This is a genomic window from Oleisolibacter albus (assembly GCF_003336875.1).
Lineage (GTDB): Bacteria > Pseudomonadota > Alphaproteobacteria > Azospirillales > Azospirillaceae > Niveispirillum > Niveispirillum album.
This window is the reverse complement of sequence record NZ_QGNJ01000003.1, coordinates 220,267-234,863: the sequence shown is the minus strand read 5'-3', so window position 1 is coordinate 234,863 and position 14,597 is coordinate 220,267. Positions and strand designations below refer to the sequence as shown.

Below are 14,597 nucleotides of genomic sequence, written 5' to 3'. Positions count from 1 at the left end.
ACGCCCTATAGGCACAGGCCCGCGCGCGACGTCCTGTTCGCCGCCGCGCCGACACCTGGATCTCCCTGTCATGCCCCTGCCCCACACTGCCACACCCCGCCCCGCCCCGACGGGGATTGCCCGGGGCGCCGTCGGCCTCTTCCTCCATGATCGCCAGGGGCGGGTGCTGCTGCTGCGCCGCCGGGGGGCGCATGGGGCGGGGCAATGGGGGCTCACCGGCGGCAAGGTGGATTTCGGCGAAAGCCTGCCCGCCTGCGCCGCCCGCGAACTGCGGGAGGAGACCGGCATCAGCATCGACCCGACCGAGGTGCGCATCGGTCCGACCATCACCGATTATTGGCCGGTGGAGGGGCGTCATTTCGTCGATGTGTTCTGCTCCGCCCCCTGCCCCGCCGGAGCGCAGGCCCGCATCATGGAACCGGACAAGGCCGACGCGCTGGGCTGGTTCGGCCTGCAGTCCCTGCCGTCGCCCTTGTTCACGCCGCTGCAGCGGGTGCTGTCCCTGGGCATCACCCTGCCATTCCCGTGGACCGATGCCGGGGCTTGCATGCGGCCGGCCGGCGGATGATATGGTCCGCGGCCCGACCCTCCTGCCGGATCGACTTGGATGAACAAGGCCCAGCTTGCCGATGCCCTGGATCGCATCGACCGCCTGTACCCCAACGTGACCCGCCCCGATTACCGGGATGAGGTGCGGCGGATCGGCCGTGCGCTGCCGCCACTGGGCCGAACGGCCCGGCAATTGGCGGACCTGGTGCAGGGGCAGCGCTCCGTGCCCCAGGAGCAGCTGTTGCAGGAGAAAGGCGAGATGATCCGCCATCTGCATGACAGCCTGCGCGACCAGGGGCTGAACCTGCTGCACGGCCCCGACTGGGACTACGACTGACGGCTGTCCCGCTCATCCGGCACCCCGCCCTTGGACAGAGGGATCACTTCCTCTGTGCAGGGGAACGGCATCGCAATCCGGGGTAGATGTGGCGGAGACTTATAAAGCCGAATGGAAGCGGAAAACCCCATGGCGCTGCATGATTCCCCGACACGGCGCGATCCAGGTGATGTGCTGCTGCTGTTTGCCGCCATCATCTTCGCCGTTCTGGCCCCCGTGCTGCCGGCCCGCCTGAAAGCCGGGGACGACAAGACCCTGGCCACGGCGGTGTCTCCGCCGGGCGACGCTGCGACCCCAGAGTTTCCCACTGTCACCGCCCCACCGGAACAGCCCGCCGAACGGCCAGACGGGCAGATCCCCGCAGCCACCGTCCCGTCTGCGGCTGGTCACCCGGACCGGATCGACGAGGGCTGATCTCAGGCTGGCACTGGCTCCAGATCGGCTTCCGCCACATATTTGACGATGGTCCCGTCCTGGAGGCGGATGTCGTAGCTGGGTTCGCCCGACAGCACGCGCCCGACCACCGTCCCTTCCCGTCCTTTGAACCGGACCTTCGTGCCCAACCGGAACATCGTTTCCCCCGCCGCAAAGCCGTTTCACAGCGGGACCGTAGTGCGGACGGTCCGGCTCAGGGTGTGGCTTCTTGCGGACAGGACGGCATTCGTACCCCGTCCAGGAACAGACGGACAGACGCGCGCACCATGGTCTCCACGGCCGCCATGTCCACGGGTGCCTGCGGCAGCATCAGCCGCCGCATGATCATGTTGGTGGTGATCATGGCAATGAAGGCATGGGCCGCCATCAGCGGATCCTCGACCCGCAGCTGCCCGCTGGCCGCGGCATGACGCAGATAGTCGGCCACCCGCTGCACGCCGGTGTCCGGCCCGATTTCCCAGAAGGCTTCGGCCACGGCCGGAAGGCGCTCGGCCTCGGTGATAAGGATGCGCAGCACGGCGAAGATCTGCTCGTCCATCAGAGCCCAGACGAAGCGAAGGCCGAAACTGGTCAGCGCCGCCTCGGGGCCGCGCCAGCTGTTGGCGTGGGCCGCCGCCATCTGTTCGCTGATGCGGCGGTTGTTCTCCTCCATGACGGCCCGGAACAGCCCTTCCTTGTCGCCGAACTGCTCATAAAGCGTCGCGCGCGACCCGCCGGCCAGATGGACGATGTCGCTGAGCGTCGTCTTCTCGAACCCCTTTTCCACGAACAGCTTTGCCGCCGCATCCAGCAGGGCCCGGCGCCGGGCCTGACCGCGCGGTCCCAGCATCGGCGCATTCCTGCTGCTCTCCCCCGACATTCTTTCCCTCCTTGCCGAGCCCCCGGCATTTGCGTACCGTACAGTACAGTGTATCCGTCAGTACAGTCGCAAAGCGTCGCTGCCGCCTGCTAAATATCGTTGCGATAGCGTGGATGGCGAAGGCCCGACGGTGTGTCCAGGGAAGGCCAGGGAAGAGATGATGTCGAAGCTGAACAGGATGATGGGCCTCATGGCTCTGACGACGGTCGCGCTGTCCGTCGCGGGCTGTGGTGAGAACAGTCAGAAGCAGGCGGGTGGCCCGCAGGGTCCGATGGAAGTGGGGGTGGTGGAAATCCAGCCCCGCCGCCTCGATGTGACGACCGAGCTGCCGGGACGCACCTCGGCCTACCGCGTCGCCGAGGTCCGGCCGCAGGTCAACGGCATCATCCAGAAGCGCCTGTTCCAGGAAGGCGGACTGGTCAAGGCCGGCCAGCAGCTCTATCAGATCGATCCCGCCCCCTACGAGGCGGCCCTGGCCAGCGCCAGGGCCCAGCTGGCCGAGGCCGAGGCCAACCTGAAGGCGCTGCAGGCCAAGGCCGAGCGCTACAAGGATCTGGTGAAGAACAGCACTGTCAGCCGCCAGTCCTATGACGACGCCATCGCCGCCGCCGGCCAGGGCGTCGCCCAGGTGGCCGCGGCCAAGGCCGCCATCGAGACGGCCCAGATCAACCTGGACTACACCAAGGTCTTCTCGCCCATCGGCGGCATCATCGGCAAATCCTCGGTCACCGAGGGCGCGCTGGTGACCGCCAACCAGGCCACGGCCCTGGCCACGGTGCAGCAGATCGACCCGATCTATGTCGATATCAACCAGTCCACCACGCAGCTGATGCAGCTGCGCCGCGACGTGGCCGAGGGCCGCATCCAGACGGTGGAGGGGCGTGCCACGGTGACGCTGGACGTGCAGGGCCAGCCCTACGGCCAGACCGGCGAACTGCAGTTCGCCGAAGTCACGGTCGACCCGACCACCAGCTCGGTGCAGCTGCGCGCCGTGTTCCCCAACCCCAACCATGAGCTGCTGCCGGGCCTGTTCGTCCGTGCCAAGGTGCAGCAGGGTGCGCGCGAGAACGCCATCCTGGTGTCGCAGCGCGCCGTGACCCGCCGGCCCGACGGCGGCGCCCAGGTCTGGGTGGTGGGGCAGGACGGCACGGTCCAGGCCCGCCCGGTGAAGACGGCGCTGGCCGCCGGTACCGACTGGCTGATCACCGACGGGCTGAAGCCCGGTGAGAAGGTGGTGGTGGACGGGCTGCAGAAGATCCGCCCTGGCGTTCCGGTCAAGCCGACCCCCGTCGAGGGACAGCAGGCCGCCAACCAGACGACCCCGCCGGCTGCGGCCCGCTAAGGCCCCGGAAGGATAGATCCCATGGCCAGGTTCTTTATCGACAGACCCGTGTTCGCATGGGTCATCGCCATCGTCATCATGCTGGCGGGTCTTCTGTCGATCCGGGCGCTGCCGATCGAGCAGTACCCGAAGATCGCCCCGCCGGCGGTGACCATCACCGCCTCCTATCCCGGCGCCTCGGCGAGCACGCTGGAACAGACGGTCACACAGGTCATCGAGCAGAAGATGACCGGCATCGACTATCTGCGCTACATGTCGTCGTCCAGTGACTCCGCCGGCAATGTCAGCATCACGCTGACCTTCGAGCCGGAGGCCGATCCCGACATCGCCCAGGTGCAGGTGCAGAACAAGCTGCAGCTGGCCACCCCGCAGCTGCCGCAGGAAGTGCAGGCGCTGGGCCTGACCGTCACGAAGTCCACCAACGACTTCCTGATGATCATCGGCTTCGTCTCCGCCGATGGCAGCATGAACCGCGGCGACATCGCCGACTATGTGGCCTCCAACGTCCAGGACCCGATCAGCCGCGTCAACGGCGTCGGCGAGGTCAACGTCTTCGGCCCGCAGCATGCCATGCGCATCTGGCTGGACCCGGACAAGCTGACCAGCTTCGGCCTGACCATCACCGACATCACCGGCGCCATCGAGACGGAAAACTCCCAGGTTTCCGCCGGCCAGCTGGGCGGCCTGCCGGCCGCGCCGAAGCAGGAGCTGAACGCCACCATCGTGGCCCAGACCCGCATGCAGACGGCCGAGGAGTTCGGCAACATCCTGCTGCGCGTCAACACCGACGGGTCGCAGCTGCGCCTGCGCGATGTGGCCCGTATCGAGGTCGGCCAGGAAAGCTATGCCGTCGAAGCCCGCTACAACCGCAAGCCTGCCGGCGGTCTGGGCATCAAACTGGCGACCGGCGCCAACGCTCTGAATACCGCCGACGCGGTCAAGGCCCGCATCGAGGAGCTGAAGCCTTTCTTCCCGCAAGGGCTGGAGGTCATCTACCCCTATGACAGCACGCCCTTCGTAAGGCTGTCGATCGAAGAGGTGGTGAAGACGCTGCTGGAGGCCATCGTCCTGGTCTTCGTGGTGATGTATGTCTTCCTGCAGAACTTCCGGGCAACGCTGATCCCCACCATCGCCGTGCCGGTGGTGCTGCTGGGCACCTTCGGTGTGCTCTCGGCCTTCGGTTTCACCATCAACGTGCTGACCATGTTCGCCATGGTGCTGGCCATCGGCCTGCTGGTCGATGACGCCATCGTCGTGGTGGAGAACGTCGAACGCGTGATGGATGAGGAGAAGCTGCCTCCCAAGGAAGCCACGCGCAAATCCATGGACCAGATCACCGGTGCGCTGGTGGGCATCGCCCTGGTGCTGGCCGCGGTGTTCGTGCCCATGGCCTTCTTCGGCGGCTCCGCCGGTGTGATCTACCGCCAGTTCTCCATCACCATCGTCTCGGCCATGGCGCTGTCGGTGCTGGTGGCGCTGGTGCTGACCCCGGCGCTGTGCGCCACCCTGCTGAAGCCGGGCGCCCACGGACACGAGCCGCGGCGGGGCTTCTTCGGCTGGTTCAACCGCAACTTCGATCGTGGCAACACGGCGTACCAGCGCGGTGTGCGCGGCGCCCTGGCCCGCATGGGCCGCTATGGCCTCGCCTATGTGCTGATCCTGGCCGGTCTGGGCTTCCTGTTCGCCAGGATGCCCACGGCCTTCCTTCCGACCGAGGACCGCGGCCAGCTGTTCGTGCTGTGGAGTACGCCGCCGGGCGCCACCAACGAGCGCACGCTGGAGACCACCTATACGGTCGAGGACTACTTGCTTGACCAGGAAAAGGACTCGGTTGAAGGCCTGTTCGCCATCAACGGTTTCAGCTTCTCCGGTCGCGGCCAGAATGCCGGCATGGCCTTCATCCGCCTGAAGGACTGGTCCGAGCGCAAGGGAAGCGCGCACAGCGCCACAGCCATCGCCGGCCGGGCCATGCGCACCCTGGCCAGTGTACGTGACGCCATGATCTTCACCATCCTGCCGCCGTCGGTTCCGGGCCTGGGCAATGCCACCGGCTTCGACCTGCAGCTGGTGGACCGTGGTGGCCTGGGCCATGAGAAGCTGGTGGCCGCGCGCAACCAGCTCCTGGGCATGGCAGCCCAGGACCCGCGTCTGGCCGGTGTCCGCCCCAACGGGCTGGAGGACACGCCGGAATACCGCATCGACATCGACCGCGAGAAGGCGCGCGCCCTGGGTGTGGCCCTGTCCGACATCAACCGCACCCTGTCGGCGGCCTGGGGCTCGTCCTACATCAACGACTATATCGAGAATGGTCGCGTGAAGCGCGTCTACGTCCAGGCCGATGCACCGTTCCGCATGCTGCCCAGCGATCTCGACCGCTGGTATGTACGCAATGCCGAAGGGGGCATGGTGCCCTTCTCCGCCTTCAGCACCTCGCACTGGTCCTATGGCTCGCCCAAGCTGGAACGCTACAACGGCGTGCCATCGCTGAATATCCAGGGCGGACCGGCACCGGGCGTCAGCTCCGGCACGGCCATGCAGGTGATGGAGGAGCTGGTCGCCAAGCTGCCGCCGGGCGTGGGGTATGAATGGACCGGCCTGTCCTACGAGGAACGCGCCTCCGGTGCCCAGGCCGCCCCGCTCTATGCCCTGGCCATGCTGGTGGTGTTCCTCTGCCTGGCAGCCCTGTACGAGAGCTGGTCGATCCCGTTTGCGGTGATGCTGGTGGTGCCGCTGGGCGTTATCGGCGCCGTGGCGGCGGCCACGCTGCGCGGGTTGCCCAGCGACGTCTATTTCCAGGTCGGCCTGCTGACCACCATCGGCCTGGCGGCAAAGAACGCCATTCTGATCGTGGAGTTCGCCAAGCTGCTGCATGAGGAAGGGATGGATCTGGTCGAGGCGACGGTGATGGCGGCCCGCCAGCGCCTGCGCCCGATCCTGATGACGTCGCTGGCCTTCATCCTGGGCGTGCTGCCGCTGGCCATCGCCAACGGGGCCGGCGCCGAAAGCCAGAACGCCATCGGTGTCGGCGTCATGGGCGGGATGATCTCGGCCACGGTCCTGGCCATCCTGTTCGTGCCGGTCTTCTACGTCGCGGTCATGCGGGCCACCCAGCGCTTCCGGAAGGCGCCGGAGCCGGTCCCCGTGCCGGGCGAATAATCCGCCGGCCACGGGGACGTCCGGGCCGGGTGGCGTCCGCGGGGTATCCCGCGGTCAGCCACCCGGCCCTTTTCTTTGGCGGCAGGCCATGGCCTGCATGCCCGAGCGGGCCATCGGAAGGCCGAGCACCGAACGCCACATATGGACAAAAGTCCTATTTTATGCTCGCATGTTCCTGGCTCCCAAGGGGCCGGGTTCTTGGACACGGTCAACAGCAAGGTATGGCCGACGCAGCGTCTGTCACTCATGTCACCGACGCGACAGTCCCATGAGCGGCAGATCGTGCGGCAAAGGGCTGCTCTGCAGCTCTCTCATGAGCGCATGGAGACCCATTCCCGTGATTGCGGAAACCACCTCGACATGGGCAAGGCGACCGGGTCTGGAAATGCGTTACGTTTGTCGCATTAAAGATAATAATCCTATATTTACAAGACCATGCAAGGCGACATCCCCCGCCACCATGTCAGCTTAGGGTCATGTTTGTCACCTTACCGTCAGCTTGGGGTTGCCTTTACGGTGCATTACGTCCGCGGTCAGGACCAGAACAGCGGGATCATATCGGCGGCCGGCCGAGTGCTGGTGCCCTGCGGGGCGGCCCTGCCCCTTCCGATGGCAGCCCTTCTTCCTGCCCGCATTCTAGGCAAGAGCCGGCGAGATCCAAACGAAAGACGCATGCCAGCCCCCGCACCGGCGCCGACCAGAGACAGATTTGCAGACAAGCTCCAGCAGATACGAAATTATAATTCTTTGTCTGAGGTAATTAAACTACAACAAAGGCCGCGTCACGCCGAAATGGCCTATTTTTTAGGCTTTTTGCTCGCACAATGCGCATGTCAAGATATTTCGGTAAAAATATCACTATTGCATCGCCCGGCGCCTGCCCTTAGTCTTTGCAGTGCAGCACACGTGCTGTAACGCACTTCTTGGGCGTTTCCTCCCTAAACTCAGGCCGCCTCCGGGCGGCCTTTTTCTTTATATTCAAAGTGTTATTGCTTCGCGCCGCTCCATCCGGCGCAAGTGGCCGGCGACGATCAGCGCGGCAAGCAGCAGCAGCAGCACCAGACCGACGACACCGGTCCAGTGCCAGCATCCGAAGAGGACGCCGCCGAACCCACCGGCCAGACTCGATCCCATGTAATAAAAGTACAGATAGAGCGACGACGCTTGCGCCTTGGCCGCCCCGGCCCTACGCCCGACCCAACTGCTGGCCACGGAATGGGCACCGAAGAAACCGAAGGTCAGGGCGGCGATGCCGGCCACCACCGCCGGCAGCCAGGGCAGCAGCGTCAGGACCGTTCCCAGCAGCATCAGCAGCACCATGCCCCCCAGCATCAGTCCGCGCCCCAACCGACCGGCCAGATTGCCGATCCAGGCCGAACTGCCCATGCCCAGCAGATAGGCGCTGAAGATGAGGCCGACCTGGGTCTGGCTGAGATCGAAGGGCGGCCCCAGCAGCTGGAACCCGATATAGTTATAGACGGTGACGAAGCTGCCCATGACCAGGAAGGCGGACAGGAACAACAGGCGCAAGCCGCGATCGCGGAACTGTGCCCCCAATCCGCGCAGCAGCAGCCCCAGGCGCAAGGGCTGAGGCTGGAACTGACGTGAAGCCGGCAGCCAGCGGGCCAAAGCCAATCCCGACAGCAGTCCGCCCATGCCGATGGCCAGGGTCGCCACCTGCCAGGGGACATGATCGGCCACGACGCCGGTGACCAGCCGACCGGCCATGCCGCCCAGCGCCGTGCCGGAGATGTAGAGTCCCATGGCCAGACCGATGGCCCGGGGATGCATCTCCTCCCCCAGATAGGCCATGGCCACGGCCGGCAGTCCGCTGAGGGTGATGCCGGCCAGCGCCCGCATCAGCAGGAAGGCATGCCAGGACGACACACCGGCGGAGGCCAGCGTCAGCAGGGCCGAGGCCATCAGTGACGCGACCATGACCGGTTTGCGGCCCCAGACATCGGACAGCGACCCGGCCAGCAGCAGCGAGACCGACAGCAATCCCGTGGCCAGCGATAGGGACAAAGCGCTGGCCGCGGCACTGACGCCGAATTCCTGTGCGAACAGCGGCAGCAGTGGCTGCACATGGTACAGCAGCGCGAAGGTGGAGAAGCCGGCTGCGGCCACGGCCAGCGTGATGCGGCGGAAACCGGCCGTCCCGGCCTCGATCATCGGGCCGGCCTCGCCTTGCTGCTGTACGCCCATCATCCCGCCCTGTTCCGGTGCCATTCCTGCTCTGCATTAAGAAATGAGAATGCTCTGCGGGAAGCGCAGAGCTTGCATGGATGCTGCCCGCCCGGCACGTCGGGCGCCCTTTCATAAATCCGGTATGCGAATTACCGTGGGAATGCAGAAAACGCGTAGCAATTATTCCTGTGGCAAACCGGCACGGCTTGGCATAGGATCAGGCCATCCAGAAAAGCCGCTCTTAAGCGGCTCCTGAGTTTAGGGAGCAAACGCCCGGGAAGGTGCAGTGGTCGGGTCGGAGCCGAAATCGGCACGGCCCTCACCTCCCGGGTTCCGCGGCACCGGTATGGTGCCGCGACCTCCGGGTTCCATCCGACATTCTCCGAAATTCGCTGGCATTGAAGAGTTGGTCCAGAATGCGACCCGCTGGGTCCTGTCTGCGACTGACGCATGGTTGTCCGCGCATCACGCGATGAGCGCGCGGATCTTGGCGGCATCGTCGGGCGCTGCCGGGATATAGACCAGCATCATCAGATCCGGCCGTCCATCAACGGCGAAGGCGGAATATTCCAGGGCCAGATTCCCCAGTTGCGGGTGGTGGAGATGCTTCGTGCCTTCACCGAAGTTGCGGACATCGTTGGACGCCCACAAGCGGGCGAAGTCCGGGCTCTGCCGTGACAGGTCCGCGATCAGACTCTGCACCTCGGCTCCTGCATGGGTGGCGTCGGCACGGGCAGCGTCGGCGCGGAAGGCGCCGACGACAAAACGCGCCACGCTTTCCCAATCGAACTGGGCAGCCCGCACGCGGGAATCGCAGAAGATCTGCCGCAGAATGTTGCGCCGCCCAGGTGGCAGGGTGCCATAGTCGGTCAGGACTGCCGCGGCCGCCCGGTTCCAGGCCACCACATCCCAGGTCACGGTCTTGATCAGAGCCGGGTTGGGGTTCAGGGCATCCAAGACGCGCTGCAGGCGCGGCGTCACATCCTCACCCACGGAACAGCGGACCTCTGGCGGGCGGCCCAGCCCGAGCAGGAACAGATGCTCCCGCTCCGCATCGGTCAGCATCAACGCCCGCGCGATGCGATCCAGCACATCGGCCGAGGGCGAACCGCCACGACCCTGTTCGAGCCAGGTGTACCAGGTGGCGCTGATATTGGCGCGCTGGGCCACCTCCTCCCGGCGCAGGCCGGGTGTGCGCCGCCGACCAGCGGGGAATCCGAAGGCGACCGGGTCCAGCCTCGTCCGGCGGTCCTTCAGGAAACTGCCCAGCCAGTTCTCTACTGTCGCCGACATGCCGATCCTGTTGTTTTCTATACCATGATAACATCACTACTTTACTAGGATAGTGCGTGCACGAACAGTGGAAGTCGCCCCCTTCCTTCCAGAGGTTCGTCATGCGCGTCTTTGTCACCGGTGCCACAGGGTTCGTCGGCTCCGCCATCGTGCAGGAGCTGATCGCCACCGGCCACCAGGTCCTGGGGCTTGCCCGCACGGAGGCCAAGGCCGCCGTGCTGACCGCCGCCGGTGCCGCTGTCCACCGTGGCAGTCTGGAGGATCTCGACAGCCTGCGGCGCGGCGCCGCCCTGGCCGACGGGGTCATCCATACCGCCTTCAACCATGACTTCTCCCGCTATGCCGCCAACTGCCAGCAGGATTGGGCGGCGATCCTGGCTATGGGCGAAGTCCTCTCCGGTTCGGACCGGCCGCTGCTGGTGACAACGGGGGCAACCCTCCAGGCCCGCGGGCCTGTGGCCGACGAGGAGGATCCCCACCGGCCGCCCTCCGAGTCCCTGCCCCGCCTGTCCGAGGTCGCCGCGGCGGATCTCGCGGCCCACAATGTCCGCGTCGGGGTCGTCCGCCTGCCGCCCTCCACCCATGGCGTCGGCGATCACGGCTTCGCCCGCATCCTCCATGACATCGCCCGGCGCACCGGCGTCTCGGCTTATATCGGCGACGGCGAGAACCGCTGGCCGGCGGTCCACCGCCGGGATGCGGCGCGACTGTACCGTCTGGCGCTGGAGGCGGGTGCCCGGGGCGGCCCCTTCCATGCCATTGCCGAAGAGGGCGTTCCCATGCGCCGGATCGCCGAGGCCATCGGGCGGCAATTGGATCTGCCGGTGGTGTCCATCGCACCGGTTGCGGCAGCAGATCATTTCGGCTGGTTCAGCCGGTTCGCCGGCCTTGACTGCCCGACATCCAGCGCACGCACCCGCGCGCACCTGAACTGGTCGCCCCGCGAGATCGGCCTCATCGACGATATCGGGCAGACGGGCTATTTCGGGGCCTGAGCCTTCCTCATTGGGGCGGTCCCGGGTCCGTCGGAGGCCGGGTGCCGACGCCCGGATCGCGTCCATCAGGAAGCGGCACAAGCCGCCGGCACACCAGATGGTCAGCACCTCCCCGCACGCGAACCGAATCGACTGGACCTCGGGACCGGGCCTGCTCACACCGAGCCATCATCCCCTCCCCGAGTCATCACCCTGGTCGACGCCTCAATCCTCATACTGGATGCGGATACGGGCGGCGGCCTCGCGGGCCGTGGCGCGGGCCTCGTCGGTGTTGGCACCCTTGGCCAGGGCCACGCCCATGCGGCGGTAGGGGCGTGTGGCCGGCTTGCCGAACAGACGCACATCCACCTCCTGCTCCGGCCGACCGACGGACAGGGCCTCGGCCAGACCGGTGATGCGGAACCGCTCCGATCCCCGGTCGGCCAGGATCACGGCCGAAGCGGTCGGCTGGGGCACGGCGATCGCGGGAATCGGCAGCCCCAGGATGGCGCGGGCGTGCAGGTCGAACTCCGACAGGGTCTGGGACCGCAGCGTCACCATGCCGGTGTCATGGGGGCGCGGCGACAGTTCGGAGAAGATCACGGCGTCACGGGTGACGAAGAACTCCACGCCGAAAATGCCGTAGCCGCCCAGATTGTCGACAACCTTGCGCGCCATATCCTCGGCCTGGGCCAGCAGGGCCGGCGCCATGGGGACGGGCTGCCAGGATTCCTGATAATCCCCGCGCTCCTGCCGATGCCCGATGGGCGGGCAGAACACCACGCCGTCGCGGCCGCGCACGGTCAGCAGGGTGATCTCGTAATCGAAGGCGATGAATTCCTCGACGATGACCTTGCGGCGGTCACCGCGCATGTTGGCCACGGCATAGTCCCAGGCCGCCTCCAGCCCGGCCTCGTCCCGGACCGTGCTCTGGCCCTTGCCGGAGGAGGACATGACCGGCTTGATGACACAGGGCAGGCCGGTATGGGCCACGGCGGCCCGCACCTGCTCCAGGCTTTCGGCATAGCGGTAGCGCGAGGTGCGCAGGCCCAGCTCGGTGGCCGCCACCTCACGGATGCGGTCGCGGTTCATGGTCATGACCGTGGCGCGGGCAGAGGGCACGACGGTGTAGCCCCGCTCCTCCATCTCCTGCAGCACCTCGGTGCGGATGGCCTCCACCTCCGGCACGATGAAGTCCGGCTTGTGCCGCTCGATGGCGGTGCGCAGCAGCCCGGCATCGAGCATGGGGAAGACCTCGCAGGCGTCGGCCACCTGCATGGCCGGCGCCCCGGCATAGCTGTCGCAGGCCACGACATGGCAGCCCAGGCGCTTGGCCGAAATGACGAACTCCTTGCCCAGCTCGCCGGAGCCGAGCAGCAGGATCTTGGCGGTGACGGTCATGATGGCGGCTTCCCCTGTCTGCACCCGCCCTGTCCGAACCCGGTGGCGGCGGGACCTCGCGCCGCTGTTTGTCAGATGTCGGCGCCGGCGTCCAGGAAATCCCCGAACAGATGGTCCATGCTGCGGGCCGGGTCGGCACAGCCGGCCTGACCGACGATGCGGGCCGGCACCCCGGCCACGGTGACGCAGGGCGGCACCGGCTTCAGCACCACCGAGCCGGCAGCGATGCGCGAGCCGCTGCCCACCTGGATATTGCCCAGGATCTTGGCATAGGCGCCGATCAGCACGTTGGAGCCGACCTTGGGATGGCGGTCACCCGTCTCCTTGCCGTTGCCGCCCAGATTGGCCCCGTGCAGCATGGAAACCCCATCGCCCACGACAGCGGTCTCGCCGACGACGACGCCGGTGCCATGGTCGATCATCACGCCGCGGCCGAAGCGGGCGGCAGGGTGGATGTCGATGGCGAACACCACCGAGGCGCGGCTTTGCAGGTAATAGGCCATGTCGCGGCGGCCGGCCTGCCAGAGCTGATGGGCCAGACGATGGGTCTGCAGCGCGTGGAAGCCCTTGAAGAACAGCACCGGCTCCAGATAGCGGGTGCAGGCAGGGTCGCGGTCATAGACGGCGCTGATGTCGGCGCGCATGGCCTCGCCGATACCGGGGTCACCGGCCAGGGACTGGACAAAGGCCTGCACCAGCAGGTCGCCGGGCAGGTCGGGGTGATCGAGCCGGGCGGCGATGCGGTGGATCACCGCCTCTTCCAGCGACCCGCGGCTGAGGATGGCACCATAGAGCAACGTGGCCAGCATCGGCTCCTGCCGCACCGCCTCTTCCGCTTCCCGGCGCAGGCGGGCCCAGACCGGGTCGAGCTGCATCAGGGGCGAGGTCTGGTCCTGGGACAACCGGCCGCGTTCACTCATCTTCGTCTCCACTGGCTGGCCTCCCTGACCTCCACCGGCCGGCGTCGGCCGCCGGGCCTGCCGCTGTGCTGGAAAGCTGGGAGCGGTTGGGCAGGCCGACAAGGCATAGCAGAGATCGGGCGGCGCTGCTGCCCCAACGCATGTCCTGGCCGTGATGCGGCACTGGCATGGGCAGCCCGCCTGGGGAAAGAAGCCCGTCAGCGCACCGGCGGCGGCAGGGCCTGCAGGAAAGCGACGACCACGCGGGCGGCATTGCCCGCGGCCAGGGACAGGAAGGTGTACATGCGGTTCTCGTCCTGATCGCCCCCGGCCAGATCGGACAGGCTGCGGAAAGCGATGAAGGGCACACCGTTCTGCTGCGCGACCATGGCGACGGCAGCACTTTCCATATCGACCACCCGGGCCTGGAAGGTGGAGAAGAGATAGGCGCGCAGCCGGGCATTGTCGACAAAGGCCGGTCCCGTGACGCCATTGCCCCCCACCCGAACCGCCGGCGCATGGTCGAGGCAATGGTCCGGGCCGTTGCAGCGCTCCAACGGCACCTGGGGCGCGACACGCTCCGCCACCGCCAGCAGGGCCGGATCGGCCGCGAACCAGAACTGCTTCTCACCGGCGGGCCTGGCGGTGCTGCGCATGGTGACCGGCGCCGGGAACAGCATGTCGAAATTGGGGTAGGGCGTGGTCGCCCAGACCGGCGGCTTGAAGCGCCCCTGTTCCTCCCGCGCCATGTAGCTTTCCATGAACTGGCCCCATTGGCGGGGCACGGCCACATCGCCGACCATCAGCGCGGGATCGACGCCCCCGGCGATGCCGCTGAACACCAGGGCCGTGACCTGGAACCGGTCCAGCAGCATCTGCGTGGTCATGGCGGCATTGACCATGCTGATGCCACTGAGCACCAGAACCACGGGCTGTCCACCCAGGCGGCCCGTGGTGAAGTCGATGCCGTTCTCGCTGAAACGCTGCGGCTGCTCCGTCGCCTCCAGCAGCCGCGCCAGTTCGGGCGCGAATGCCGACATCACCGCCACCCGCGGCGTCGGGTCGAGCCGGCCGGCCGCAACAGCCGGTCCCACCGGTAGAAGCAACAGCATCAGACAGAGAAACAGCCGCATGATCCTTCCCCCTGGCCGGTGCCGACGGGGGC

The 14,597-nt window shown here is 66.9% G+C and carries 13 protein-coding genes; 6 read left to right on the top strand and 7 right to left on the bottom strand.

Going from position 1 to position 14,597, the window contains the following annotated elements; all coding sequences use genetic code 11:
• Nucleotides 1-70: 70 nt before the first annotated feature.
• The 3 genes from DK368_RS05930 (at nt 71) to DK368_RS05920 (ending at nt 1,300) form a co-directional block, all read left to right on the top strand.
• Nucleotides 71-568, top strand: coding sequence for a nucleotide triphosphate diphosphatase NUDT15 (locus DK368_RS05930; protein WP_193552255.1), 498 nt, complete (start codon nt 71-73; stop codon nt 566-568).
• Nucleotides 569-607: 39 nt separating this feature from the next.
• Complete coding sequence (locus DK368_RS05925; RefSeq protein WP_114392946.1) at nt 608-886, top strand: hypothetical protein; 279 nt, start codon at nt 608-610, stop codon at nt 884-886.
• Between the two features lie 129 nt (nt 887-1,015).
• Nucleotides 1,016-1,300, top strand: a complete 285-nt coding sequence (locus DK368_RS05920; RefSeq protein ID WP_114392943.1) for a hypothetical protein — start codon at nt 1,016-1,018, stop codon at nt 1,298-1,300.
• Between the two features lie 2 nt (nt 1,301-1,302).
• Here the strand turns inward: DK368_RS05920 and DK368_RS21270 are convergent, their stop codons facing one another.
• Both DK368_RS21270 and DK368_RS05915 read right to left on the bottom strand, forming a co-directional pair.
• Nucleotides 1,303-1,449: a hypothetical protein gene (locus tag DK368_RS21270; RefSeq protein ID WP_155524487.1), complete on the bottom strand. Its 147-nt coding sequence runs from the start codon at nt 1,447-1,449 to the stop codon at nt 1,303-1,305.
• Nucleotides 1,450-1,514: 65 nt separating this feature from the next.
• Nucleotides 1,515-2,150, bottom strand: coding sequence for a TetR/AcrR family transcriptional regulator (locus DK368_RS05915; protein ID WP_240002353.1), 636 nt, complete (start codon nt 2,148-2,150; stop codon nt 1,515-1,517).
• 220 nt (nt 2,151-2,370) lie between these two features.
• On the opposite strand from DK368_RS05915, the gene DK368_RS05910 reads away from it, so the two are divergent.
• Both DK368_RS05910 and DK368_RS05905 read left to right on the top strand, forming a co-directional pair.
• Nucleotides 2,371-3,522 carry an efflux RND transporter periplasmic adaptor subunit gene (locus tag DK368_RS05910; protein ID WP_240002352.1) on the top strand — a complete coding sequence of 384 codons (1,152 nt, stop codon included), beginning with the start codon at nt 2,371-2,373 and terminating at the stop codon, nt 3,520-3,522.
• 21 nt (nt 3,523-3,543) lie between these two features.
• Nucleotides 3,544-6,678: an efflux RND transporter permease subunit gene (locus DK368_RS05905; RefSeq protein ID WP_114392939.1), complete on the top strand. Its 3,135-nt coding sequence runs from the start codon at nt 3,544-3,546 to the stop codon at nt 6,676-6,678.
• Between the two features lie 978 nt (nt 6,679-7,656).
• Here the strand turns inward: DK368_RS05905 and DK368_RS05900 are convergent.
• Together DK368_RS05900 and DK368_RS05895 are read right to left on the bottom strand one after the other, a co-directional pair.
• Entirely contained in the window at nt 7,657-8,907 is a 1,251-nt protein-coding gene (locus tag DK368_RS05900; RefSeq protein WP_240002351.1) for an MFS transporter, read from the bottom strand.
• A 423-nt stretch (nt 8,908-9,330) separates the two neighbouring features.
• Nucleotides 9,331-10,158, bottom strand: a complete 828-nt coding sequence (locus tag DK368_RS05895) for a helix-turn-helix transcriptional regulator (protein ID WP_162305899.1) — start codon at nt 10,156-10,158, stop codon at nt 9,331-9,333.
• Between the two features lie 101 nt (nt 10,159-10,259).
• Between DK368_RS05895 and DK368_RS05890 the strand changes: the two genes are divergently transcribed.
• On the top strand, nt 10,260-11,153 hold the full coding sequence (locus DK368_RS05890; protein WP_114392935.1) for an SDR family oxidoreductase: 894 nt from the start codon (nt 10,260-10,262) through the stop codon (nt 11,151-11,153).
• 204 nt (nt 11,154-11,357) lie between these two features.
• Here DK368_RS05890 and purT read toward each other — a convergent pair whose 3' ends face one another.
• The 3 genes from purT to DK368_RS05875 all read right to left on the bottom strand — a co-directional run bounded on the left by purT (nt 11,358) and on the right by DK368_RS05875 (nt 14,565).
• A complete protein-coding gene (gene purT, locus DK368_RS05885) occupies nt 11,358-12,533 on the bottom strand; it encodes a formate-dependent phosphoribosylglycinamide formyltransferase (protein ID WP_114392933.1) in 1,176 nt (391 codons plus the stop codon).
• A gap of 71 nt (nt 12,534-12,604) precedes the next feature.
• Complete coding sequence (gene cysE, locus DK368_RS05880) at nt 12,605-13,453, bottom strand: serine O-acetyltransferase (protein ID WP_114392931.1); 849 nt, start codon at nt 13,451-13,453, stop codon at nt 12,605-12,607.
• Between the two features lie 197 nt (nt 13,454-13,650).
• On the bottom strand, nt 13,651-14,565 hold the full coding sequence (locus DK368_RS05875) for a 5'-methylthioadenosine/S-adenosylhomocysteine nucleosidase (protein WP_114392929.1): 915 nt from the start codon (nt 14,563-14,565) through the stop codon (nt 13,651-13,653).
• Nucleotides 14,566-14,597 lie beyond the last annotated feature (32 nt).